Raw genomic sequence first — 22,511 nt, forward strand, 5'->3', positions numbered from 1 at the left:
ATACGTTATAACATAACAACATATTGATGCCTCTCCCGCGAGCCGACTGTCGGAACGAACACCGCACCGTCCCCCACCACCACCCCTGTTGATAGGAAAGAGCCGGATCCAAACATTGTTGATTTCCRCATGGAACCGAGCGTCAGTATCGTGTGGAAATCCTCTTCTCGGAAATCTGGATCGCAACAACGGTCATCTTCTGGGTTTGTTCAATGAGCCCTGAGCCTGGCGGAACGACAGAAACCGTTTCAGGCTCAAACCAGCCAACAAAATGTAAGGCGGCATGCCGAGCGAATAGTGACCACAGTTTAATTCCAAAATGTTTGGCCTAGCTCCGGCGGCCTTCAGCCTCTGCATGAACCCTTGTGATATCTCTGGCAGAACGACCTTGTCCCTCTTAGCCAACACAACGTGAAGTTCGAGATCGGTCCTTGCCAAATTGTGCGCGTAATTCTCTAGGTTAAGCGGACCCCACGCCCTTCTGAGATCGGTCAGCTCAATAACGGGTTCAAGGCTTTCACGTATCGATCGTGTCGCGCGCCCTGTCCAAACCATATCCGCGAGACTTCCCGCTGTAAGAAACAACGAGGCTTTTGACACAGCCAAGTCGCGCGCAGCGATTAAGCCTGCGACCCAGGAACCTAAGCTCATACCGAGAACAGAAATCTCTCGATAGCCTTCGCTTTTCAACCAACGAATGAGTTTTCTCCCGTCCCATACCGCCTGCCGTACAGACTGGATGGTTCGACCGAGATTAGGGCTAAGCATAAAATCGGCGTACACGGACCCGGAACGGCTGCGCTCGAAATGATAAGGCATAGCGATCTCGACAACCGTGATTCCACGCTGTGAGAAAAAGTTGGCGATCTGACGATTGCGTGCACTTGCATTCCAGTGATGAAAAATCACCAACGCCTGATCGAAGGATCCGCTTTCTGTGATTTTTGCCCAGACTACATTGTTCTCTTCGACGCCAGTGGACATGTCCGACGGAAATTTGATCCACCCGTCTTGCCGTTGAAAATGCTGATCGTCCCCGCTCGGTTCATCGAAAAAGGCTGGATCAGCCGCGGCCTGGTCCGCAAGGACACAAAACTCGCCGATACTTCCTATGTTCTTGGCGCGTGGGAAGGCGAGGTTGGCACCAAGGACGAAATCGCTTATTTCCTTGGATTCCTCACCGCGCCTTGCCCGCCGCTCATCCCAACGATCAAGCCAACTATGATACATTCTGATTGCTTCCCCAGTCGCTCGCTCTCCATCGCCTAAGCTCTGGATCAATGAGGCCGTACATCGCGAGCAGCACTGCAAGGCACAGAAGGATCGAAAAGCCTGTAAATGCGTCGATCAGCAGGTAGCTGGTAAAAAGTAACCCTACTGCCGCTGACATCTTCCACATGGGAAAATGAAATCGGCTTCCGGCACCTAGACGGATAGAACCGTAAAGAAAAACGATAATCGTCGAAATAGCGATAAGAAGGCTGCTGTAGTGGGTCGGCATCCTGTAGCTGAATCCTTTGCCCATGTCTTTGCCCTCATACAAAGCTGACGACATATCGGCAAGCAGCCAAGCCACGATGTTCTTTCCATTCGACGCCAAGTAGGAGCTTTGGGCCTTCATGCATACGGCGATCAGAAGACCTAAAACAGTGCACCGAAAAATTCCGCGCATCACCCGTAAGCCGATTTCATGGACATGGTATTGATAATCAATTCGCGGCCGGTTCCTCGATGCTCCTCCGATTTTCCAAAGGTCATTAATCATCGTATGAAGCAAAATGAGACCTACGAAGAAGAGATAGAAGCACAAGCACATGTAGAGATAAGCGAACGCCGTGAATACAATCTCCATCGGCACCGATATGACTTCGGGCCGCACGAGCGCTAACTTGCCCCAATCTATCGCATAGTTGCCACCGCCTTTTACCAACGGGACCAAGCACACACCAATCCATTGAAACACACCGGCGAACAACACGCAGACGATAAAGACCGCCCAATATGTATACGAAGAAGCATCTACGTTTCGGGCCCAGGCGGCGTCGCTTTCCACACGATTGCCCGCCGCTACAATCCGTAAGCGTCCTTCATTTTTCCAAAACAACAGCAACTCTATGACGAACGCAAAAAACAGTGGCAAGAACACCATAAAGAGGAACGTCCAATTGGGCGCCCAGAGGAAACCTACCTGTTTGACGAGACCATCCGCCCGATTGTAAGTCGCGTTGTGGATCCCCACAATATACGAGAGAAACCCAAGGGCGGTGGCACCCGCAAACACCGACGCTGGTAGATCTAAGGTAGATCCGCGGCTAAATAGCGCCTCCGACCTCCTCGCCAAATTAAAACGTCGGCTCGGCTGATTAGCCTCAGTATCCCTTTCCAGCTTTGCCGGCGACTCCATCTCCTCATCGACGACATTCCGTGCCAGATTTGGAACCTCTGCCGCGGGGCTGCTTCCCGCTTTCTTCAAACCTCGCCTCTTCGCCGTTAAGCGAGATTGCGCCGCACTTAGCTCCATCTGCCATTCGCTTGTTGCTACCGGATCATCACACCCGAAGACCCTTGCCAGCCAACGAATATTGGTGGTGCTGATACCCTTCTCATTTTCTTGAAACCAAAGCTGGACCGTTCGTAGATCGACCCCGGTCCGGTTGGAATCGATGTGTGAAATCGCCTCAGCGAGAAGTTCCGGCGTCCACGGGCCTGCGGGAAAGCCATCACTTCCCAACGGCCGGCCCGCTCCTGCCGCGGCCAATTGTTTGAAGAGTTCTTTGAAATCACTTCCGTCTTTCGGCGGAGGGAGAAATAACTTTCCATTCTTTGGCAATGGCTTACCGGCTCTGGTTTCGTTTCGTTTCGGTAGATTTCGTGCGTTTGTGCCCGATCAACGGGTATCGCAACTACACGCAACTGCATAGCGATTCTACTATCAGGAGCAAAATTTTGAAGTTTGGGATGTTGATTTCAGAACAGATGCCAATTTGYCGCTCGCTTGTAGGAACGCCGGAGATTCCTCACCGAAACGCGCTGATTTCCCATCCGATAACCGGGTAACGACGACAATCGCCACCGACTGGCCCCAAGAGGAAGCTGCGCGTCATTTCGAAGTCGTGTGATGGCGAAGCTGGCTTCAAGGTTTGGAATTTAGCCAATGAACAATCATGCAAAATATGCAGACAGGATCTTTAGGAGGATCGGTTCAACCGGCCTCGTCATTTTTGAGAGAGATGGCACCCTCCTGAGAAAGACTAGTCCCTCCGGGGATTACATGCTCGGAGATATCAACGAAGAATTCGTTGAAATGTTAAGGCATCTGCGACACCTCAATGCTCGTTTCGGCTTTATTTCGGACGAGCGTGGGATGGACGCGGGTGCCTATGGAAGATCAGAATTCGCAACCCTGACCGAATTGCTTGACGCATTACTGAGCATCAGATGTGCCATACCGGATTTCTGGGTGACATGGAGTGACGTCCCACATGCAAGCGGAACCGGCCTTCAGCGCCAAGCGGATCGGCAACAGGAGGCTGGCGCCGGAGCGATCTTCCAAGTTATGGAGCGGTATGGGATCGGCAGGAAGGAAACCGTTTTCATCGGCAGCTCGACCGCTGGTAGCCTCGCTGCCGACGATGCGGGTGTCTCGGTAATCGACTACTTCAACAACCGAAGCGAGGGAACCGCTCAGGGTGCGGCCCGAAAGCGTGTCCCCAATTTGTCTCCGCCTGAAGCCACGGAGGTCCAGCGACTCCGCGCCAAGATCCAGGCGACGTTGGGCTGGTCCATCGCTGGAGAGCTTAACTGTGGCCAACAGTGCGGTTCGCAGGGTTAGCGGGTGCGGTCCCTGTCCTTCTCCTGAGGCGGGCGAAGCTTGATCGATTTTGGTATGTCGCGATCCCGCTGCTGGGGTTTCGGGCGCTCCCGATTCGAACGATCTGTTTCCGGCGCGTCATGCTCCGCATTAGACCGGGCGATGCGCGATGCGTCGAGAGAACGGTTGTTCGAACTCCTAATAACCACGCCCTGCTCCGCAAGATGATCGCGACCGGCAGCCGACTTGGTTTCGAGGCTGTCCGAACTCCGCTTATCCCTGCCAGACTCCGTTCGGTCTCGATTCTTGTCAACGCGTGAGTCGAGCTGCAGCCCGACGACTTTGCCGATGATCTTCGTCGCCTGCTCGAAGATCAGCCGATCAGATGGATTGGCAATCTTCGCGGCAACCGTGAGCGCGGTGTTCGCCAGCGTTTCCTTCGCCGCCTTTGCTTGCGCGGCACTAATGGGTGTGGATCGCAACATGTGGTCCTCGCCTTTCTCTCGTGTGGGATCACGGCCTTCGCGGACCGCTGTTTTAAGCCGCCCATATTCGCGCCGAAGCCCGATGGACAGATCCTGGCTGAGTTCTCGTGCGGTGCTCGGTGCACCGCGGTCCTTGGCAATACCATCCAGCATGCGAATGACGTGCCCGACCGAACGCCGGCTCTGGTCGAAGCGCGTCCTGGCCTCCTCACGCTTCGGCGCCGTCGGCGTGTCGCGGAGCTTGGACATTACCTTTTCGACGACGTTCGACGGCGCCGTTGCTCCCATCCGGCGAAACATTTCCCACTCCCATCGTTTGACGGGCGGCGGGCCAGCACGTTCGAGGCGCTTCTGCCGATCGATCGGGATGCCGCGCTCCCGCGCCTTGTCAGCAAAACGGACCCGCCATTCGGTGAAGTCGCGGATATTGGGGTTGAGCATCTTTCCGCTCGCGTTGCGCAGCGCAACGATGACATGCAGGTGCGGATGCTTTTCAAGATCATTGCGATTATGGACGGCATAGGCGTAGCGGTGGCCCTCAAACTGCTCCCTCAGGAAAACTCGGCCCGCCAGGATGAACCGGTCGCGATCAACGTTGGCCRGCCCCGAGAGCAACAGGTGCATGAAGTCCCGCGGCTGGCGGGTCTGCATGAGAGCACCGACGACCTTGCCCTCGGCCGTCAATTCCTTGTGGTCTTTGGTCGTGACTTCGCGCCGTTCTCCGCCGCGCTCGTAACGGCCGCTCTTGCCAGGGCGGTCTCTAAGGTGTGTTTTCGTCGACAGCGTTACCTCCGCCCCTGCCCGTTGCATCGCATGTAGGGTGGCGGTCAGGCCTTTGGGCCCGGAGGAGAATTCAGCGGGATAGCGCGAAACCGGAGTAATACCGGCGCCGCGCAATACCTTGTCGAGTCGCTCATCGATCGCGCGGACATCATCGATTTCTGCAGGAATACGATTGGCGCTGCTTCGATCCGACCTGTCCTTCTTCTCGTGGGCAATTACCAGAGCAAATTGCAGACGGGTCTGCCCCTTCACACCCTCGCTGACGCTGAAGGCATAGGTTCGATCGCCGTCGCCCGGCTGACGGAACCCATCCTCCGCCAGCGAAGCGAGAGCGCGCCCTAAGTGCTCGCGGTTGGCTTTTTCAAGCTCGTAGGTCAGACGGAGAATATCCTGGCTGCCTTTTCGGTTGCCAAACTCCCGCTCCCAGGATCGGACGGCGGCATTGAGATCGGTGACCTCCCGGCCATCCTGGTCAAGGGCCTTCTCCTCCTTGCTTTGATAGGAGAGAACGTTGCGGGCCGAACTCGCGCCGGCACCATAAGACAAGACCTTGACGACMACCGCATTGTTGCCGGCCGCACGGCTAAACGCCGAGGCAGCGCCCGGATGCTTGGCGGAGGGTGAGGCAGATTTCGTAAAGGTCGGCGGCTTCGCTGATCCACCGCCGCCGCCCCCGCGCCGCCGCAACTCGTCTTCAATGATATCGAAATAATTCGGCAGCCGACGACCTTGCGATCTAGATGCGAAGCGACTTCTGGACAGGTCGTTCATCGTGGCTCCTAATTAGATCGGCGATAGTGGTGGAGGGCCGAATAAAGGCGGCATCGCGGATGGCATCGAGAGCGGTCATCACCTCGTTGAGCTTTTCCGTGATCGCCTCTGCTGCTGCGCCTCTCCGTCCCTGTTCGACAAGAAATTCCTCGTTGCGAAAGGCGAGCTCGCGCAGAAACTGGTGCAAGTTTGCCAGTTGCCGGTCATGTTCTTCGAGCATCGCCGGAATGTGCATGATCTCTCTGGTGACGATGAGCTTCGCGATGATGTTGACGGAAACCCCAAGTCTCTGCGCGAGGGCTTCGACGTTGCTCAGGACGTGAGCGGGCAGGCGGAACATGATAGCCGGTTCACGCATCGACTAAAGCCCCCTCGCCTTCAGAGCCTCGACAATCAGCCGATGCGTCGCGGAGGATAGCTGCTCGTGGCGCTCCAGTGAAACTCGGAAGATCTTTGTCAGCACGTCGTCATCGAGATACAGCGAGATCCGCTTCCGTTTCGTGGTGTCCCCTGCCGCTGAGGCTCCCTCGGCGGCCAATCGCTCACGTCGTCGATTTTTGTCCGGAGTGCGGACGTCCGGTGACCTGACGCCGGGCGCGACGTTCTCTCCCGACTCTTCGAGAGCCTCATCGGGCATGAGCGTTTCAAGGTCGATATTGGTCGGCATATAGGAGGTGGCGGTGTCCTCCACCTCCTTCGCCTGCTCCTCTCTCGACCGGGTAAGGGCTAGAATGTTGCCGGCCGGTGTTCTTTCCCCCGCCATCTCTCTAAGCCGCCTCCGCCTGCAGGAGGCAGATGAATTCGTTGTTGATCTTCTTCACGAGATCGATCGCATCGAGCACGCTCTCTGAGGCCCGGCGCTTGGCCGATGGCGTCAGCGACGAGTTGTTCTCAATGCTGGCGAGCTTGGAATAGAGCGAACCGAAGCCGGCTCCGACGTCGCTGAAATGATTGCTCTTGCGGATGACCGTCTCCACCATGGGAATCTTACCGCTGGTCAGGATTGCGTGAACTTCCGGAAGCGACCGATTGTGCTTGAGAGCGATCATGTCGACGTAGTTCCAGATCGCCGCATAAGGGATCGGTCCTTGGGGCCGTTTTTTGGATATCTCCTTCAAAATGGTCGCGACCTTGATCGCTGATGTCGCGGCGGTCGGTTCCGGGATAATCGGAATGAGGACTGCGTCGCACTCGTGATAGACCTCGATTGCGCGTTGGTGGACGTAGCCGCCAACGTCGTAGATGCGAATATCCGCCTCGGGCGCTTCAGCCAACCGGTCCCGAAACCGATCGACGGGAGCTACTCGCAGATGCAGCAACGTGCCATCGCTCGGAAGTAAGCCGCGCTTCATCGAGACATTGTACCAGCGTGTCGATGACTCCTGCTCATCGCAATCAATGAGCAGCGTTCTGTGTCCCTGTTGGGCGAACTCCGCTGCAAGGTTGACATTCAAGGTCGATTTTCCTGCACCACCTTTGAACGTTGAGATAGCAAGCGAAAGTGGTTTGACTGCCATGAAATTCCTCACCCTTTGCATCAAAATTCGCCGGCGCTGCGGACTGTGTTCAATCGCAGTGGCGGCCGACAAGGACGTTGTGGGATCCAGCGCGCTGCAACCGTGCCAGCAGCCTCCCCTTTCAGGCCCGAAGTCTGGCTCGTCGCTGTTCCTGCTGCCGCGCTGCGATCAAATCGTCATTCAGCTGTGTGATCTCACGCTCACGCGCCGCATCCGCCACCGAATCCCTCGCCGGCCAAAATCGGAGGATGGGCAAGAAAAATAGCGTGAAGAAAACGAGTGCGGCAGCTCTGAACCAGGAAGACTGGGCATACAGATCCGCTGCCCATCGCCATAGTGCCTGCGTCCATTCTGCGGGCAGAAAGGCATAGGAAAACGCCAGGGCGATGCCATATGCAACGAAGGCCGCGACGAGAAGGCAGACGCCCGAGACGGCCAGAAAGTTCGCGATCAACATCAGAAACCATGCCGCCCGGAATGGAAAAACAACGACCCTAAGCGCCTTTCTTGCCGCCGACATCACTTTTCTCCATCTGCACGTTTCCAGTGTCCGACAACACATACTGCAATCCTCGGACATTTTCCAGACTTGCACTGCAGTATAATTTCGTGCATTCTCAAAACAGTCAACAGGTGACGGATGCGAGCATGAACAATGGCGCATGGCGGTTCGACTGCCTCCTCTTTTGCACCCTTCTAGGCGCCCTGATTGCCCTGCCCTTTGCCGCGCGGGCCGACACGGCCTTTGAGTTTGTCAGCTACTATCAGAATGCCTATGCACAGGGCCGGGATCTGATCCCCGGACCACAAATGCCGCTCGACACCTCATCGATCGCGTCCCGACTTGATCTCCAAACCGTTAGTCCAAAAGCCGCGCTGAGCGGCAGTGCCTTTCTCGGCGCCGATGGTGCCGTCATCAAACTGGCTGGCGCCCAGGGCTGCCTCTCGACCGAACCAATGGAATTTGCCGGAATGCCGACGACCTGTGCCATGATCTCGCTTGCCGGCATGACTGCGACCCTCGATGAGGCAAAGGCAGGTGCCGGCGATGCATTCCCTTGCCACGTTTTCGCGCAAAATCCCGGCAGACCAGCCGTGCGTTTTGCTGAGTGTTTTTTCGTCGAGAATGGCGTGGTGCGATCGCTCTCCGAGGCGCTCATCCGCAAAGGCTTGGCATTCGCTGCCCGTGACCGCGCCGGTCGGCCTGTCTTTCCGGAATATCTGCAAGCCGAGGACGCCGCACGCGGTGAACAAGCCGGCATCTGGGGCAACGGCCAACTCACGCATCCCTATGGGGAACGCTACCCGGTCAATTCGTCAACCAATTGATGCGGATCGGGTTTCTCATGTTCATTTCCGCGATCACAGCTTCCGGCCTCTATGCTGCCACGACGATCATGCCGATGCTCCCCCACGGCAACGTCGCCCGCGAGCCGCATGTCTCGCCCCCGGTCATTCCTGTTCAGGCCTCGCAAGCCGACCTTCCCTCGGCCGTTGACGTCGGTGGCGATCAGCCTAAATTCGCTCCGTTCCCCACGGAGGCGCAATTCGAGACCGGCGACACCTGGATCTCCGGTGGTCGACGCTATCGCCTCTATGGCCTGCAGGCCTGTCTTCGCGGAACCAATGTCACCGTCTCTGCCGGCGTCGTCCGTGACTGCGGTGAACTCGACCTCATCATGGCCCAGGCATTGATCCGGGACACGAGACCCGTCTGCACGACTATCAGAAATCTCGACCAGAATAACGCCGTCGTCGCATGCCAGACGACGACGGGCCAGCATCACTACGATCTGGCAACCTATATGATCGCACAAGGCTGGGGATTTGCCGCCGTCGACAGCGCGGGGCGACTGATTGTTCCAGGTTACAGGATTGCTGAGGAAAGTGCGCGTTCGGCGCGCGCAGGACTTTGGGCCTATTCGGACCTGCCGCACCCGGTCGCGGTTCTCCAACAACAGGCGGGAGCACAGCAATGAGAGTTGCGGTCGCCTTGATGCTATGGCTCGCGATGGCCCCGACAGCGTTGCTTGCGCAAAGCCGCCCATCCGATGTGCCGCGTCAGATCTACGGCAAGGTTCAGGTCGTAGATGCGACCACGTTCGAATTCGTCAAGAGCCGACAGATCGTCCGCCTGGCAGGGTATGAAGCCCCCCGCCTTGAACAGACGGCGACCAGTGATGGCGTGGAGTGGCCTGCCGGTCAGGTTTCGCATGCCTGGATGATCCTCCGGACACTTGGGCAGAACGTCAACTGCGCGCCGGTTGGCCGCGACACCAACAAAGTGCTGATCGCCCATTGCTTTGTCGGCGAGACAAATCTGGCAGCGACGGCAATTGCGGAAGGTATCGGCTATGCCTTCAATTACCGCAATGAACCCCAGGTCCCTGCCTATTTCGATATCGAGCGAAAAGCTAGAGGACTAGGATATGGCGTCTGGTCGTCACCGGACCTGCTTCCTCCCTGGCTTTATACCGCATCGAAGGCGACCGCAGAAAAGCAGGACGGCCATTCACCAGAAGCCGACACAGGCCTTCCACTGCCGTTGCCTGTTACCCAAACGGCGCGCTGAACTCAAAGCCGTGCAAGGAGATTGGATGAATCGTATCTTTGGTTCCCTCAGTATTGCAGCGTTCCTGCTCGTCCTCGCACCGATCATAAGCGGCGCGCAAGATGGAGCCACGCCTAATCCCAGCGAACAGCGCGATCCGAACTTTTGCGGCGCAGGAGGCGCGGGCTGCGATCCGGCGGACGTGCAGCAATGGAAGGCAATCGGTAACAGGCTTGCCGATCTGTCATCGGCAGACCTTAGCCAATACGCCTACGCCTGCGCCAAACACGCGGACTGGAAGAAGGTCTGCGAGACCGATCCAGTCGCTGTCCTCAAGCGGCTTGGCATCGAGGGGTATTGAGGCTCCCGATGGCTAAGCGTCCCAATACCGTGGAGATTGCTGCCGCCATCGCCCTGCTTGCTGGATTAGCGGGAGGATATGCGATCAGTGAGCTGGCGCGAACCGGTCATATCGCCGAGCTGAAACAAGAGATCGCCCGGCTGAAGGAGGCGGCGCAGCAACCGTTGGCCGTCGACGCGCCGAGTGACGAAGAGGCAAGCACCGCGATCGCGAAGTCAGGCCGTTCGATCAGGATTTCGGAGTGCAAACCGCGCGAGGCAATACCTGGCGTCACCTGTACCGGCATCATCACAACCACGTCAGGCTCCTTTGCCGGCTCAGCGCAACCGGGCGTGCTTTCGTTTGCGAGGATCGACGGTGCCTGGGCGCAAATCCAATAGTCGATAACGGAGGCGAATTATGAGACGGTTCCTGATTTTGGTCGCAGCATTGACAGCTGCAGCGCTTGGCGCCCTTGCCGGCGGCGCAAAAGCCGAGGACGCCTCGTGGGGATGCCAGGTTCTGTTGTGTGCGGCATCAAAAAAACCGTCATGGCACGGCGTTGCCTATTGCGTTCCACCTATGACAAGGCTCATTGCCGCGATGAAGGAACCGGGATTTTCCTGGCCGATTTGCCATGAGGCTAAGGCCGGCAAGCCGGGGCGGGAAAACTACGAGGATTGCCCGGCCGGAACGACGGTCGGCTATAGCTCGCAAGGCGACGGTGGCTGGCGCGGCGAGCCCGACCAGTGCATCAAAACAGTCGATGTCTGCCGATCACCGATCGAGCGCAATGCCCACACGAGACAGTCGGGTATGACGATAGAGCGTAGTTTCGGCAACGGCCATGATGGCTGCATCCAGCAAGTTGCCACGCCGCGACCGCGGCGCGCCGATCCCTATTTCTTCGATATCCCGAACGACCAAGGCGTGAAGGAAAGGTTCTGGTTTAACCTCGATCACTAAATTCGCGCAGGCCGATCGTGCGCTATGACAGGAAAATCATGACGTGGTCTCGGGAGCTTTTTTCTTCCCTCGGCGCGCTTTCAACGCTTCTATCCGAGAGAGATCGTCTTCGGTGACCCTGAGCAAATCCTCGATAATGACGTTCCACTCGCGCTGCATCTTGTCGAGGGTCGACAGCTTGACGTCACGCATGGCGCGGGTCACTTGCGACATATAGGCCTCCGACACACCGAGCTGCTCGGCCAGATCCTTGTTCGACAAGCCCCGCTCGGCCTTCAATCGGCGCAGGCCGATCGCGAGCCTTTCTTGAAACGACAGCGCCTCCAATGTCGAAACGTCCACTGCGTTGCCGGACGGATCGTCTTTCACACGAGACATAGAACGCCTTCCCTGGCGGAAGAAGTGCTCGATACGGCACGATGAGACGTTTCATCCCGGCGACAGAGGATGCTGCCGCAGCTGCTGGTCCGGGACTTGTTTGAAATTCTACTGCTCATCCAATGCCTGACGCCGGCTAGAGACCACAATGACCAAGTGTAAACCCTTTGTTGCCTCTCTCTTGCATCCAACCGTTCACAACTTCGTTCCACGTCTTACACCGCGACGATCACGCCCTGCAAGGGGATGGCGGAGCCTCCTCGGATGGCGGAGCTTCCTAGGATCGCCGAGCCCGCTAGCGCCGTCTTCAGCGCAAATTCTCATGGAGAGGTCCCTCCATAGATTCGTCCCTTGCCGCAGGTCGCTCGTCACTTATACTGCAGTTATATTTTTCGAGATTATTTTCGAAGGAGGATGCTCTTGATGACGTTGCTCAAAAAGGGTGGCTATCGATTTGACATGCGGCGGCTATGTGTGGCGACCCTGGTTCTAGGATCGGTCTTCTTTACCGCGCGCATCGCAATCCGAGACAGCATCACGCTGGGCTACGCGATGATGATCCCGGTCTATGCCTTCCTTTCGGCTGTGCTCGAAGGTTCGCGCGTCGACAAAGGCAGGGCTTGGAACATCCGAGCTTGGGGAGAGACGATCGTCGCCGTAAGCGGCGCCGCCGGTGTGCGATATCTCGGATATCGGCTCTGGCTCCTCGGCTATTGAAGGTCTGGCATGCGGATCGTCGTTCGCAACAGTCCAGCGCATCCACTTGCCGACCTGTCCGGCCGAGAGGCAACCGCGTTGCGTGCCTGGTATGGCAACGCTGCATCCAAGGAAGATGAGGCTATTGCGCTTTCGGTCATCAAACGCGCCAAAGTGGTGGACGGCTGGATTGAATGCGATTGCCTCGCCGCTGGCTTGCAGCCATTGCTCGCACCGATCCAACAGGAGCGTATATTTACGCTGCGACGACTGACCCCGAAGGAGGCGGACCCGCACCGGCATGAAGAGCGTCCAAACCATGCGCAAACGTGCCCGTTCCATGTAGACAAGGACGCTGCTCCCCCGCTGTTCGATCGTCGMTATCAGATCCGCCCGCTGCCAAAACCCGAGCGCAGCTATATCGACGCCCTTCCGGCCATTCCCAACCGTCTTGCTGATCTCTCGGACGACGATCCCACCCGATCGAGAGAACGAAACGACCGTCCTTCCAGACTTGGCGGCATCCTGTGGCGGATGCTGGACAAGGCAGGTACGAATGTCATTCCGCCCCTGCAGGACAATCCCGAACTTGCGCTGGGAGGTCAGCTCTCGGGGATACGTTCCGCAGCGAGGGAGCTCAGAGTGCTGCGGACCTGGACACTGAACGCACTGATGTCGACATGGGCCGCGGATTACTGGGATCCAGATAGCCGTTGGCAGCGGTTGCTCTGGACCTCTCGTCCCGACTGGCCGGCGAGCCTTCGGCGAACTGGCTTTATGTTGCTGTTTGCGAAAAGCATCTCCGCGCAGGCGATCATGCCGGCGTCATCCTCACGAAAGATAGATCTGCTCGGTAAGGTCCGCCAGCCATTGCGTGGCGATCCCGCACTCAGAGGTCCGTTCCTGACCTTGCTGAACGTCGATTTTCAGGAGGATGACGAAGGACCGGTGCGGGCGATCCAGGCCTATGCGCAGCCGGTTTATAACGGCGACACGCTCTTTCCGGTGGAATCGGGATTCGAAAGAGATGTTTCGCATCTGTTGTTCTGGCTACAGCAAGCTCTCTTCGACGCCGCGCCGGATCTTCGCATCAAGATCACCAAGCCGCTATTCGCATTAGAAACTCCGATTGGACTGTGCAGACCGGACTTCATATTGGAGGCGTCGTATCGACGATCCCGGCCGGTGAACCTCATCGTCGAAGCATTTGGGATGGAGACCGACGAATATCGGGAAGCCAAGGAAAGGACGCTGCCTCGCATGAAGCATCTCGGGCCGATCTTTGGCATTTTTCCCRAGGACCTCGCGGAGGCCGAGGCTGCAGACACCGCCAAGCGTCTACAACACTGGGTGATCGATCAAGTTCGTCAGGCCAGCCAACATCCGATGACGACATCCTGACCTGAAGATCAATTGTGGTCGCCATCTTCCGCAGCGTTTGATCGGCCTTCACCGGACACCGCTCAGCTCGACTCTCGCGGCATCGAGGAGCGCCTGTTGGATGATCACCAGCACCTCGGGTGAGCAAGTTCCGAACATGCGCGAGACGAGGTCGTCAGCCAGTTCTGTGATCGTGGGCGTCAGGCTCGCCGGCGCCGACTTGTCGATCGCATCCTCACCATCGCCCTCCAGGTCAACTTCGGCTCCGATCGCTTGCCTCTCCATCTCGCGCTCCTTCACCATCAGCCAAAAGCCGGCGTCAGCCTTGGCGGCAGCGACAATTCGTTCGAGATGACCACTTTTTGAAAAATTGCGGTGTAAGAGATGTCGGATCTCACCCATGTAACGTTCTCCCTGCAAGATGGGGACGCAGTGTTGCGTCGTTGCGGGCGACGTCGCATCTACTCAGAATGCGCCTCGGTCCCAGATTGCTCCCGATCCTCGCCCAGCGGATCCCGCGCCAAGCTAGCGAACTGGCGCAGGTAGGCTTTCGAACTGCCCTCGGTGAGCCGATCCGACAGGCTCCCTATCAAGAGCTCGACATCCGCGTTGAGCTCGACCGGCTCAAGTGCATTCCCTTCGGCCTGCTGGAAGATCACCTCGTTCAACGCGGTAAGATCTGCCCCGAATACGTCTCTGACCTCCTGCCGCTGAAGAACAGACGCCACCGGCCGAGGATCGATATGATCCGGTGGACCATTGGTCTGTTTGGATCGAACGCTCCGATGTGCCGGTGAGCCCGAATAGACATTGCGGCTGAGCTTCTCCTCGTCGATATCGAGATCGATGTCACTCTCGCGAGCGGCACCAGAAGTTTTCGGCATGCCGCGCTTTCGTTTTCCGTTCGCCGGATCTCCCTTTCGCTTGCCTCCCGGTTGCTTCTTTTCTTCCTCCGGCACCTCTTTTTCTGTCACGCCGGCCTCGCGTGTCTCGTCGAGATCCAGGCGATGACGCAGCTCGTCAAGCGAGGAGATGTAGACATGGCGGACAGCATCCTTGACGACGAAGCGCTCAAAATGGATATGAGCGCCCGTCGCGGGCGGAGCCGCCGCAGCTGACCTGCTGTCGGCGATTGTCCATGCAACCGGCTCCATGCAAGGTCTTTTCACCGGCTTGAACTTTCGCATTTTCGAGAACATCCGCTCACCGCTTGAATCAAGCTTCATGATGCGCATCAGCGGCATGCCGGTGACCTGCAGGATCGCTTCTTCCGGCTTCATCATCATCAGCGTATTGACGGGAAGGAGATCGACAGAGACCGGCACCTTCGATATCGACCGCTGCCTTCGGCCGTGACGATGCGAATAGGACGATTGCTCGACCCACTCCGTCGTCTTGCCGGCGGCCATCGAGACAGCCGTCGCATCCTCCTGGTTCTGGAAATTCATGAACAGCTTGATCGTCGAAGCGCCCATCAGGATCTTTTGGCCGGAGCGCTGATACAACCGTTCGAGTTGGGCGCCGTCCTGGAGGATGAAGACGAAGCGAACCCCATTCTTGCGGATCAGCGGGGCGAGCGTCAGCACAGTATCGATCCGGCCGCCGTTGCCGAATTCGTCGAGCATCATCAGCACTTCATGCTCACCGTTGCGCAACGGTCCCATCTGCACGAGCTTGTCGGCCATCTGCTGGATGAACATCGAGATCAGGCGCTCGTAGATCTGCATGGCGTTCCAGTCAGCCTGGATGTAGATGGCGAGCTTACGCTTTCTGATGGTCTCGATCGGGATCGTGGTGATCGAGGTCAGCGCTTCCACCAACGGGTTCTGCAGAAAGTTGAGCTTGGCGACGATCTCAGCCGCAATCCCCTCCCCGAGCTTTTCGTGCCGGCCGGCGAATTTGGTCAGCTGCATCCGGGTCTGGTCGGAGAGAACCGGCTCATAATTTTCCAATAACTGGATGATCGCCTTGCGCTCGTCCGACATCGAGTTGAGGATGCGATAGAGCTCGCTGAGCGACTTGCGGGTATCAGGGCATTCGAGCACGAAGCCGAGCATCGCGGTCAGCAGGATCCTGGCGCTCTCCTCCCAGAAGTCGGAGGAATCCGAACGCAGTCGTTCCGGCAGCAGCATCTGCGTTAGCTTCTGCAAGTCGGTGATCCGCTGGTTCGGCTCGTCACTGATCAGGTCGAGCGGATTGTAGCCGTCGGTGTATCTCGATCCCGGCGCGAGCAGGAAAACCTCGTATCCTTTGCCTTTCAGGTAACCGGAGGTCTCCTCGAAGAGTTCGCCACTCATGTCGAGGACGACCTGCGATCCCTGAAAGCTCATCATCGTCGGAACGACGAAGCCGCGCGACTTGCCCTGCCCCGGCGAACCGATCACCATGACATGCTGGTCGCCGTCGTTACGCAAAAGCAAACCCTGTTTCAGCCCAAGGACGATGCCGTGTTTGTCGCGCAGCCGAAAGTCCGCCGCGTCCTTTAAGGTGGCTAGGCGTGCCTTACCCATGATCATCCGCTGACGTTTCTGGATTGCCGCGCCGATCGGAAATCCGACGATGGCACCGGCGGCAGCGAGACCCGCGAGCGCGGCAAGCACTGTCTGTCGAGACGGCTTCTGATAGGCACCGGCTGCATCCGTTGCCCCGAACGGCGCTTGATACATCGCGGCCAGATGATTGCCATAGTAGCTGGCGATTTCGGCATGCTCACCGGCCTTGGTGGCAACCAAATAGAAGGCCACGCCATAGACGATGACACCGGCATAAGCGGCGGCGAAGAGGAGAGCCGTGTGCGCAATCAGGCTGAACATCGACCGGATGTGCAGGAGATAGAGGATCTTGCGCGACATCGCCCTGCCACCTTTCAGCATCCAGATGCAAGCCAAGAAAAACAGGAATGGCAAGGCAAGGGCGAAGGCCAGAAGCGAAAGCCCGACCGTGTTGCGGACATGGATGATCGACCAGGTATAGCGGGCGGCGTCGATCAAGCGCGCCTGTCCCACATAATCGAAGTAGGACGAAGAGCCGAATGAGGTGATGTAGGCGTCGTAGATTAGCGTGAAGAAGGCAAGCCACAGGAGAACGACGCAGAGCAGTGCGACCGGCAAGGTAAATAACGATGCGCGTTGCAAACCGGTCCACTTCGGACGGTCAATCTCGGTGTGCGTGGATACGCTTGCCATTTTCGTCCACCTCATCGGCAAAGTAGATCTCGCTGACGCCTCGACCGCCGGCGGCATCGCTCTTCTTCAACTGGACCACGATCGGGATGATCGAGCGGATGTATCGAATGATATCGTCGCGCTCCATGCGCACGTTGCTGTTGAGCACCAGCGTCGACAGCCGGTTGAACGCGTGGTGCGGTGAGTTTGCGTGGATGGTCGACATCGAACCTGGATGCCCTGTATTGATGGCGTTCAAAAAGTCGAAGGCCTCGGCGCCGCGCAACTCGCCCATGAAGATCCGGTCCGGTCTGAGACGGAGCGCCGTGGCCAGCAGATCCCCCATCGTCACCCTCGCCTCGCCCTGGCCACCCTTCGAGACCAGCAGCGACACGACATTCTCTTGCTGCGGCTCCAGCTCGGCAGTGTCCTGCATGAGGATGAAGCGCTCGTGGTTCGGAATGGCGGTGAGCATCGTATTCAGAAAGGTCGTCTTGCCGGTGGAGGTGCCGCCCGAAATCAGCATGCTGCGGTGATTGATTGCCGCGAGCTCCAGGAAGGCGCGAACCTTGCCGGCTCGCAGCAGCCGCGACAGCTCGATATCGACGTCGTCGATATAGTCGTCTCCCGTCACCTTGGTGAAGCGGAACGCGCCAGCCTTCTCATAGTCGTTCAAATCGAAACGGCGGATGAATTGCTTGCGGATGGAGAAGGCGTGGCCCGTCGCCGAAGTCGGGTTCAGCACGAACTGCACGCGTTCGCCATTGACGAGCGTCGCCGATAGCAGCGGATGCTCCGCATTGACGGTCTGTTTGGTGAACGAGGCGGCGCGCGAGGCCATATGGCGGATCGCATCCTGATCGAGACCCTCCACGTCCTGCCTCACCATGCTGAGCTGGCCGATACGCTCGAGCCAGATCTCATTGCTGCGCTGGCAGGAGATCTCGACCACTCCGGGATCGTCGAGAAACGGCCGGATCGGCTCGATTGCCTCGGACAGAAAGTGCTGTTCGGCCGAAATCGACGGGCGCGCGTTCATTTGCCAAGCTTCCTTCTGCGCAGCCGCTCGAATTCTTCGCGTACCGGGTCCGGATAAAGTCCGGCGAAGTCGAGGTCGCGTGTGACGAAGACATTGATGTCGGAGCCCTGAGGGATATGAATCGTCGGTCGGATATTGCGGCTGTCCTGGAAGGCTTCTGTCCCCAGCTGCTGGATGCCGGAGGCAATCGTCTCGGCGGCGATCTCACGGGCACGATCCTGTGACGTGCTTCCATTATCCTGAGGAACGCTCGTCACCGTTCCATCCGTATTGACGATCGTGATGTTGCGGTCCTGCTTCTGGCCGAGCTGGGCGATGTACTGAGTGGCGCCACCAATCAACGTCATCATCGCCGGCGGCCCGAACCGTTCCCAGTACTTGCGGTCGACGACACCCGTCATGCCCGAGCGCCCAAGCCGATCGGTGCCATAGGAGCCGAGCTGCACCGAAACGCCGTCTCCGCGGATCATCCGTGTCCAGACGATCAGGATCCGCTCCTGTCCCCGCTCGACGCCGGATTTATAATCGCCGATCAGGGACGATCCGGCCGGTATAAGGATGCGACGACCATCGAACGAATAGACATCGTCGCGCACAATCCCCTTCACCATGCCGGCGAGGTCTGAATTGATCGCCGTCTCCAGCGTTCCGCGGATCATCGTGCCCTGCGGGATCCAAGCGTCCGTGCGGCGGTTGTCGGTTGCGACTGAAACTTCGACACCCTGTCCGGCCATCGCCTTCAGGAAAGCACGATCATTGTCGACCGCGCCGCCGCCGTTCGCGGATGCTGCCGTTTGAGCCCCGGACGGATCGCCGGCGCCGAACAGTCCCGAACCCGTGGCGTCAGTCGATGCCCGCGCCGCACCGTTCCTCTGATCCGATTGATCGAAGACCATGGCGGAGGAGCGAACACGCTCCAGCAGCTTGGCTTGCCGCGCGAGCTCGATGCAGCGGGGATTGTCCCGGTTCTTGCCTCTGGCGCAGTCGACCTCAGCCGGTGGTAGAACCGGTGCAGCCGCCGGAACGACGGGCGCTGGCGGGGGCGGAGGGGGCGGCGGTGCTTCCGGAACGACCACCGTCGGCAGCGGCGGCGGGGCCGGTGTTCTGAAGCCTTCATTCCTCGGTGTCTGGACCGGACGGAACTCCTCACGCGGTGTCGTGTCGATCGCCGGCGGTTGCTCGCCTCCGGCAAGAAGAAAATAAAGGACGACGCCTATGCCGGCGATGGCCGCTATAACCGCGATCGGCCGCATGAGACCGACGCCGCTCCGCCGGACCGGACCGCCGATTGCGCTATCGGTGTCGAGCGAGTGATAGTTTGGATCCGACATGGCGCGCTTTCCTAATGTTGAGCTTGTTGCGAGGAACCGCCGGCACCGATCCGCTTTGGCGCAACCGCACCTTCGATCGGTGCTGGAATATCGGCGGGAACGGTGCGCAGATTGAACAGGCAGGTCTCGTCTTCGGTGCCATAGCGCAGCGACCACTGCCGCGAGACGGTGTCGATGACGATATAATCGGCCTCGCGGCGGTAGTTCACGAGGCTCTCGCGACGCTTCCGGTCGACGATGAAGATCGCCGGAATGTCGCCGGTGAACTTCATGAAGGTCTTCAATCCGTCGTCGAACACCCAAAGCGGCTTTGCCGCATCGCTTCCCTTGAAGCCATAGTCGTAGTTGACCTTGTCGCGACGGATGTTCTTCAGGTTCGGATTGCGCTCAGCGTCCTGAGCCTGCTTCCAGAGTTCCGCCGTTCCTTTCAGCCCGGCGTCTTCCGGGTAGGTGAACTGCAGCTTGAAGGTCTGGTTCTGGATCACCTTGCTGTCGTTGACGCGCAGATCGAAAGAATAGGTCCGTTTGGTGGTGACGACGGACAGATTGGTCGAAGCGTCCTTTTCCATCGGCTTCAAGGTCAGGGAACGTCGGTCGGCCGAGGTAAGGATCTGCCAGGAGACGGTGTCGCCGGCAACGACCTGGGTAATCTCCTCGTCGGCGCTGAAGAGGATCGTCGTCACCATCCCGTAGGTGCCGGTCACCAGGAAGACCTGCTCGGCCGAATAGGGAAGCGAGCGAACCCGAGGATCGAGCCTTCCCGGACGTGCGACCAGTTCGGCATGGCCGACCGTGGTCCCCAGCAGCAGTACGAATGAAAGCGCCGCCATCCGTTTTATCATTGGGCCGGCCCCGACGGCATGGTTTCCGGGACCCTTGCATATTCGGTGACGACAAAGCCCAACGGATTGTACAAACGAACCCGGTTACTGGCGGGAAGATTGATCTGCCGGTAGCGCACCGTAGCAGACCAGCGATTGATGACATCGCCACCGCGCTGGCGCTCCCGAGTCTCAAATCGGACGGCCATGGTCGAGGCATTGAGAGGATTGACCGACAAGATTTCCGGCCGAATGTCGCCGGTGGCACCCAGCGTCTTCACCGGCCCTCGAGGATTGCTCGGGTTCATCCACGCCTCATACTCCTTGAAGGCGTCCGAGTTCGGTTCCGACCAGAGCGCGATCATGTCGAAGTTGTCCGAGAGATAGCGGGGATCGTAGGTCTCGCGGCGGATGACGTAGTTGCCGACGAATGAAGCGCGAACGGCCTGGATATCCGAGACGCTCGATCGATCCCTGTCGAGCGTGGTCACGGTCTCCATGTAGCCCGTATTCTTGTCCACGATCAGGGGCACGACCTCGGTGCGGACAAGCGGAAAGAGTTGCGCCACCGAAAAAGAGAGTATCCCGGCGATAGCCCAGCCGGCTACGGCGAAGGCAAGCAGGATGAGACCGATCAAGGTCCGAAGCGAGCGGTTCTTCTCCCCCCAGGACCGGTGCAGATCATAGATTTCCTGTGGCCCGGGGATATGGTCGGTCGGCGCAGGTGTTATCCGTCTTCTGAACAATGCCAAGTGTTACCCTCAAATTTCGGTGTCTCGTTCACTCGCTGTTGCGGCGGCGATTGGCCAACATCCGGCCGAGCGTCCCGACGCCGGCCACACTGCCGCGGCCGGCAAGCGCTGCCGCCGTCAGGGCGCCTCTCGGACCACTCAGCATGCCAAGGGCGACGGCCGCCGCCTGCCCGGTTCTCGAATTGCTGGATGCAAGTGTTCTGCGCGCGGCGCTGTAACCGGTATCGACACCGCCGCCACCCGGCACGCCGGAGATCGCCGTGCCGTAGGAAAAGGTTCTGGCGAAGTCGGGAACCTGGAAAATGAAATAGGAGATCAGCGCCAGGTAAAGCACCATGGCAAGCACGATCGCGAGTGCGTTTTCCTTGGTCGCCATGTCGCCGTTGATGGTGTCCATCATGCCGATCAGAAAGCCGAAGGACAGACCGGCCATGATATAGGTGAAGAGCAGCATGAACATGCCGTAGGCAATGCCCCTCACCCACGCGTCGAAGACAAACCGCGTCATGCCGAAAAAGTAGCAGAGGATGGCAATCGGTCCGATCGCCAGCATGACGGCGGTTATCATCTTGGCAAACAGCGTCACGCCGGTAAGGATCAGCAGCATCGGCAGCAGCCCGAACACAAGAACGATGAACACGACCACAGCGCCGGTGACATTCGGAAGCCAGCCGGATTCATAGGAATTGAAGAGTTGCATGGCGAAGTCGTAGACCTTGCGCGCCATGCTGGCGACCTGCTGGGCAAGATCGGACCCGGCCGACTGCCCGCCCATTGCCGAGGAAATAGCCGAGCCAAGATCCTGTGGCGAGGACAATACGAACTGGCCGATATTGTCGTAGAAAGTGGCCCAGGACATGATCAGCGCATAGGCGAGCGCGATCTTGAAGGCCGTAACCGCCATGTCCTGCAGGGATACGCTCGACAGTCCGAGGGCACCCCAAAGGAAGTAGAGGATCAGGAAGATCGCCAGGATGCCGGAGACAAGATTGCTGTGCTGGGCAAACATGCCCCACGCGCGTTCAAGCGAGGCTTCGTTGATCTTATCGAAATATCTGAGCGCGTCGCCATAGAAATTGATCGCGTAGCTGACTGGATCCATGTCGCGTCCTAATTGACAGGCCGCATCGGGCCGCAATCGTCTTTGACCACTCTCGCCAGCGCCTGTTCCGGCGGCGCTGGTTGTGGGGCTCTGTCGTAGCCGAGCGCCGGCACGGGATTTTCGTCGGCCGAGCATTTCGCCAGCTGTTCGTATTTGCCGCCGCAGCCACTGAAGGCCGCGCAACAAAACGCGAGGATGAGGGTCAGCCTCACTGCTCCTGCTCCTCGAACGCCTTCAGCTGATCGCGAACCGAGGCCCCCTGCTGCTCCAAGCCCTCATCCCGCATGACACTGTCGGGAAGCGGCGCGAAGGTCTTGAGGTTCTGSGAYGARGTGGCGAGSGCCGCCTTGTATTGCTGGTTCAGCAGCATGACCTGGTTGTTGAGGGAGCCAACGGCTTCGTTTGCGGTCTGGTTGCCCTGCAGCACCATCTGGGTGTTCTGTTCGAGCGCACCCTTCAGATCCTGAGCCGTGCCGATCTTCTCGGTCGCCTGCATGAACGAGTTTTGCCGATCCTTCGTTGCGCTGTTCATCGCATCCGTCAGCGCCGTCATCGTCGTCAAGGCATTGACCCCTTGCGAATAGGCCTGGTTGGCGCCTGAGAGCTCCCCGCCCTTGACGGTAT

At 58.6% G+C, this 22,511-nt stretch carries 25 protein-coding genes and 1 pseudogene; 9 read left to right on the forward strand and 17 right to left on the reverse strand.

Going from position 1 to position 22,511, the window contains the following annotated elements:
* Positions 1–192: 192 nt before the first annotated feature.
* Both AC1ECN_RS34520 and AC1ECN_RS34525 read right to left on the reverse strand, forming a co-directional pair.
* Positions 193–1,230 carry an RcgR family putative quorum lactone hydrolase gene (locus AC1ECN_RS34520; protein ID WP_477955520.1) on the reverse strand — a complete coding sequence of 346 codons (1,038 nt, stop codon included), beginning with the start codon at positions 1,228–1,230 and terminating at the stop codon, positions 193–195.
* Complete coding sequence (locus AC1ECN_RS34525) at positions 1,220–2,830, reverse strand: RcgA family putative transporter (protein WP_477955521.1); 1,611 nt, start codon at positions 2,828–2,830, stop codon at positions 1,220–1,222. The genes AC1ECN_RS34520 and AC1ECN_RS34525 overlap by 11 nt, the downstream gene beginning before the upstream one ends.
* Before the next feature lie 324 nt (positions 2,831–3,154).
* Between AC1ECN_RS34525 and AC1ECN_RS34530 the strand changes: the two genes are divergently transcribed.
* Positions 3,155–3,832, forward strand: coding sequence for a hypothetical protein (locus AC1ECN_RS34530; protein WP_130817672.1), 678 nt, complete (start codon positions 3,155–3,157; stop codon positions 3,830–3,832).
* Here the strand turns inward: AC1ECN_RS34530 and AC1ECN_RS34535 are convergent.
* From AC1ECN_RS34535 to AC1ECN_RS34555, 5 genes are all read right to left on the reverse strand, one after another.
* Entirely contained in the window at positions 3,829–5,850 is a 2,022-nt protein-coding gene (locus AC1ECN_RS34535; protein ID WP_477955524.1) for a relaxase/mobilization nuclease domain-containing protein, read from the reverse strand. The two genes, AC1ECN_RS34530 and AC1ECN_RS34535, sit on opposite strands and share 4 nt — an antisense overlap.
* Positions 5,816–6,208 carry a hypothetical protein gene (locus AC1ECN_RS34540; RefSeq protein ID WP_477955525.1) on the reverse strand — a complete coding sequence of 131 codons (393 nt, stop codon included), beginning with the start codon at positions 6,206–6,208 and terminating at the stop codon, positions 5,816–5,818. The genes AC1ECN_RS34535 and AC1ECN_RS34540 overlap by 35 nt, the downstream gene beginning before the upstream one ends.
* Before the next feature lie 3 nt (positions 6,209–6,211).
* Positions 6,212–6,613 (reverse strand): hypothetical protein, encoded by a 402-nt coding sequence (locus tag AC1ECN_RS34545; RefSeq protein ID WP_477955527.1) that lies wholly within the window; start codon positions 6,611–6,613, stop codon positions 6,212–6,214.
* A gap of 4 nt (positions 6,614–6,617) precedes the next feature.
* Positions 6,618–7,388 carry a ParA family protein gene (locus tag AC1ECN_RS34550; RefSeq protein ID WP_043294337.1) on the reverse strand — a complete coding sequence of 257 codons (771 nt, stop codon included), beginning with the start codon at positions 7,386–7,388 and terminating at the stop codon, positions 6,618–6,620.
* Between the two features lie 100 nt (positions 7,389–7,488).
* Positions 7,489–7,887 carry a hypothetical protein gene (locus tag AC1ECN_RS34555; RefSeq protein WP_477955529.1) on the reverse strand — a complete coding sequence of 133 codons (399 nt, stop codon included), beginning with the start codon at positions 7,885–7,887 and terminating at the stop codon, positions 7,489–7,491.
* Positions 7,888–8,015: 128 nt separating this feature from the next.
* On the opposite strand from AC1ECN_RS34555, the gene AC1ECN_RS34560 reads away from it, so the two are divergent.
* The 6 genes from AC1ECN_RS34560 to AC1ECN_RS34585 are packed head-to-tail and all read left to right on the forward strand — an operon-like array spanning position 8,016 to position 11,224.
* The gene (locus tag AC1ECN_RS34560; RefSeq protein WP_477955531.1) at positions 8,016–8,696 is read left to right on the forward strand and encodes a thermonuclease family protein; all 681 of its coding nucleotides are present in this window, start codon (positions 8,016–8,018) and stop codon (positions 8,694–8,696) included.
* Between the two features lie 17 nt (positions 8,697–8,713).
* Positions 8,714–9,346: a thermonuclease family protein gene (locus tag AC1ECN_RS34565; RefSeq protein WP_477955533.1), complete on the forward strand. Its 633-nt coding sequence runs from the start codon at positions 8,714–8,716 to the stop codon at positions 9,344–9,346.
* Positions 9,343–9,939 (forward strand): thermonuclease family protein, encoded by a 597-nt coding sequence (locus tag AC1ECN_RS34570; RefSeq protein ID WP_477955535.1) that lies wholly within the window; start codon positions 9,343–9,345, stop codon positions 9,937–9,939. The genes AC1ECN_RS34565 and AC1ECN_RS34570 overlap by 4 nt, the downstream gene beginning before the upstream one ends.
* Positions 9,940–9,964: 25 nt before the next feature.
* Positions 9,965–10,279, forward strand: a complete 315-nt coding sequence (locus AC1ECN_RS34575) for a hypothetical protein (RefSeq protein WP_017958551.1) — start codon at positions 9,965–9,967, stop codon at positions 10,277–10,279.
* 8 nt (positions 10,280–10,287) lie between these two features.
* Positions 10,288–10,659, forward strand: a complete 372-nt coding sequence (locus AC1ECN_RS34580; RefSeq protein ID WP_063473587.1) for a hypothetical protein — start codon at positions 10,288–10,290, stop codon at positions 10,657–10,659.
* A gap of 19 nt (positions 10,660–10,678) precedes the next feature.
* Complete coding sequence (locus tag AC1ECN_RS34585; RefSeq protein ID WP_477955537.1) at positions 10,679–11,224, forward strand: hypothetical protein; 546 nt, start codon at positions 10,679–10,681, stop codon at positions 11,222–11,224.
* Between the two features lie 36 nt (positions 11,225–11,260).
* On the opposite strand, the gene AC1ECN_RS34590 is transcribed toward AC1ECN_RS34585, so the two are convergent.
* A complete protein-coding gene (locus AC1ECN_RS34590; protein ID WP_017958548.1) occupies positions 11,261–11,602 on the reverse strand; it encodes a helix-turn-helix domain-containing protein in 342 nt (113 codons plus the stop codon).
* 423 nt (positions 11,603–12,025) lie between these two features.
* Here AC1ECN_RS34590 and AC1ECN_RS34595 point away from each other — a divergent pair, with 423 nt between their 5' ends.
* Together AC1ECN_RS34595 and AC1ECN_RS34600 are read left to right on the forward strand one after the other, a co-directional pair.
* Positions 12,026–12,319: a hypothetical protein gene (locus AC1ECN_RS34595; RefSeq protein ID WP_477955539.1), complete on the forward strand. Its 294-nt coding sequence runs from the start codon at positions 12,026–12,028 to the stop codon at positions 12,317–12,319.
* 9 nt (positions 12,320–12,328) lie between these two features.
* Positions 12,329–13,699: a hypothetical protein gene (locus AC1ECN_RS34600; protein ID WP_477955541.1), complete on the forward strand. Its 1,371-nt coding sequence runs from the start codon at positions 12,329–12,331 to the stop codon at positions 13,697–13,699.
* A 48-nt stretch (positions 13,700–13,747) separates the two neighbouring features.
* Here AC1ECN_RS34600 and AC1ECN_RS34605 read toward each other — a convergent pair whose 3' ends face one another.
* The 9 genes and pseudogenes from AC1ECN_RS34605 to AC1ECN_RS34645 form a co-directional block, all read right to left on the reverse strand.
* Positions 13,748–14,080, reverse strand: coding sequence for a hypothetical protein (locus AC1ECN_RS34605; protein WP_063473590.1), 333 nt, complete (start codon positions 14,078–14,080; stop codon positions 13,748–13,750).
* Between the two features lie 59 nt (positions 14,081–14,139).
* The gene (locus tag AC1ECN_RS34610) at positions 14,140–16,863 is read right to left on the reverse strand and encodes a type IV secretory system conjugative DNA transfer family protein (protein ID WP_477955543.1); all 2,724 of its coding nucleotides are present in this window, start codon (positions 16,861–16,863) and stop codon (positions 14,140–14,142) included.
* Entirely contained in the window at positions 16,832–17,881 is a 1,050-nt protein-coding gene (virB11, locus tag AC1ECN_RS34615; protein WP_477955545.1) for a P-type DNA transfer ATPase VirB11, read from the reverse strand. Before virB11 ends, AC1ECN_RS34610 begins: the two co-directional genes overlap by 32 nt.
* Positions 17,878–19,212, reverse strand: coding sequence for a type IV secretion system protein VirB10 (virB10, locus tag AC1ECN_RS34620; RefSeq protein WP_477955547.1), 1,335 nt, complete (start codon positions 19,210–19,212; stop codon positions 17,878–17,880). Before virB10 ends, virB11 begins: the two co-directional genes overlap by 4 nt.
* Positions 19,213–19,223: 11 nt before the next feature.
* Positions 19,224–20,042 carry a TrbG/VirB9 family P-type conjugative transfer protein gene (locus tag AC1ECN_RS34625; RefSeq protein WP_017958540.1) on the reverse strand — a complete coding sequence of 273 codons (819 nt, stop codon included), beginning with the start codon at positions 20,040–20,042 and terminating at the stop codon, positions 19,224–19,226.
* Between the two features lie 8 nt (positions 20,043–20,050).
* Positions 20,051–20,785 (reverse strand): VirB8 family type IV secretion system protein, encoded by a 735-nt coding sequence (locus tag AC1ECN_RS34630; protein ID WP_477955549.1) that lies wholly within the window; start codon positions 20,783–20,785, stop codon positions 20,051–20,053.
* A 28-nt stretch (positions 20,786–20,813) separates the two neighbouring features.
* The gene (locus AC1ECN_RS34635; protein ID WP_477955551.1) at positions 20,814–21,887 is read right to left on the reverse strand and encodes a TrbL/VirB6 family protein; all 1,074 of its coding nucleotides are present in this window, start codon (positions 21,885–21,887) and stop codon (positions 20,814–20,816) included.
* An 8-nt stretch (positions 21,888–21,895) separates the two neighbouring features.
* Positions 21,896–22,099 carry a hypothetical protein gene (locus tag AC1ECN_RS34640; RefSeq protein ID WP_477955553.1) on the reverse strand — a complete coding sequence of 68 codons (204 nt, stop codon included), beginning with the start codon at positions 22,097–22,099 and terminating at the stop codon, positions 21,896–21,898.
* Positions 22,096–22,511: pseudogene (locus tag AC1ECN_RS34645) on the reverse strand (conjugal transfer protein); the annotation flags it as partial. The gene AC1ECN_RS34640 and the pseudogene AC1ECN_RS34645, both read right to left, overlap by 4 nt.

This window comes from Rhizobium sp. 01N447_2, assembly GCF_056399245.1.

Coding starts and splice junctions, on each gene's coding strand:
- virB11 (WP_477955545.1), bottom strand. CDS start 17,881: ATGAACGCGCGCCCGTCGATTTCGGCCGAACAGCACTTTCTGTCCGAG.
- AC1ECN_RS34545 (WP_477955527.1), bottom strand. CDS start 6,613: ATGGCGGGGGAAAGAACACCGGCCGGCAACATTCTAGCCCTTACCCGG.
- AC1ECN_RS34580 (WP_063473587.1), top strand. CDS start 10,288: ATGGCTAAGCGTCCCAATACCGTGGAGATTGCTGCCGCCATCGCCCTG.
- AC1ECN_RS34585 (WP_477955537.1), top strand. CDS start 10,679: ATGAGACGGTTCCTGATTTTGGTCGCAGCATTGACAGCTGCAGCGCTT.
- AC1ECN_RS34520 (WP_477955520.1), bottom strand. CDS start 1,230: ATGTATCATAGTTGGCTTGATCGTTGGGATGAGCGGCGGGCAAGGCGC.
- AC1ECN_RS34595 (WP_477955539.1), top strand. CDS start 12,026: ATGACGTTGCTCAAAAAGGGTGGCTATCGATTTGACATGCGGCGGCTA.
- AC1ECN_RS34610 (WP_477955543.1), bottom strand. CDS start 16,863: ATGGCAAGCGTATCCACGCACACCGAGATTGACCGTCCGAAGTGGACC.
- AC1ECN_RS34570 (WP_477955535.1), top strand. CDS start 9,343: ATGAGAGTTGCGGTCGCCTTGATGCTATGGCTCGCGATGGCCCCGACA.
- virB10 (WP_477955547.1), bottom strand. CDS start 19,212: ATGTCGGATCCAAACTATCACTCGCTCGACACCGATAGCGCAATCGGC.
- AC1ECN_RS34550 (WP_043294337.1), bottom strand. CDS start 7,388: ATGCAAAGGGTGAGGAATTTCATGGCAGTCAAACCACTTTCGCTTGCT.
- AC1ECN_RS34565 (WP_477955533.1), top strand. CDS start 8,714: ATGTTCATTTCCGCGATCACAGCTTCCGGCCTCTATGCTGCCACGACG.
- AC1ECN_RS34625 (WP_017958540.1), bottom strand. CDS start 20,042: ATGGCGGCGCTTTCATTCGTACTGCTGCTGGGGACCACGGTCGGCCAT.
- AC1ECN_RS34540 (WP_477955525.1), bottom strand. CDS start 6,208: ATGCGTGAACCGGCTATCATGTTCCGCCTGCCCGCTCACGTCCTGAGC.
- AC1ECN_RS34560 (WP_477955531.1), top strand. CDS start 8,016: ATGAACAATGGCGCATGGCGGTTCGACTGCCTCCTCTTTTGCACCCTT.
- AC1ECN_RS34530 (WP_130817672.1), top strand. CDS start 3,155: ATGAACAATCATGCAAAATATGCAGACAGGATCTTTAGGAGGATCGGT.
- AC1ECN_RS34590 (WP_017958548.1), bottom strand. CDS start 11,602: ATGTCTCGTGTGAAAGACGATCCGTCCGGCAACGCAGTGGACGTTTCG.
- AC1ECN_RS34575 (WP_017958551.1), top strand. CDS start 9,965: ATGAATCGTATCTTTGGTTCCCTCAGTATTGCAGCGTTCCTGCTCGTC.
- AC1ECN_RS34605 (WP_063473590.1), bottom strand. CDS start 14,080: ATGGGTGAGATCCGACATCTCTTACACCGCAATTTTTCAAAAAGTGGT.
- AC1ECN_RS34635 (WP_477955551.1), bottom strand. CDS start 21,887: ATGGATCCAGTCAGCTACGCGATCAATTTCTATGGCGACGCGCTCAGA.
- AC1ECN_RS34555 (WP_477955529.1), bottom strand. CDS start 7,887: ATGTCGGCGGCAAGAAAGGCGCTTAGGGTCGTTGTTTTTCCATTCCGG.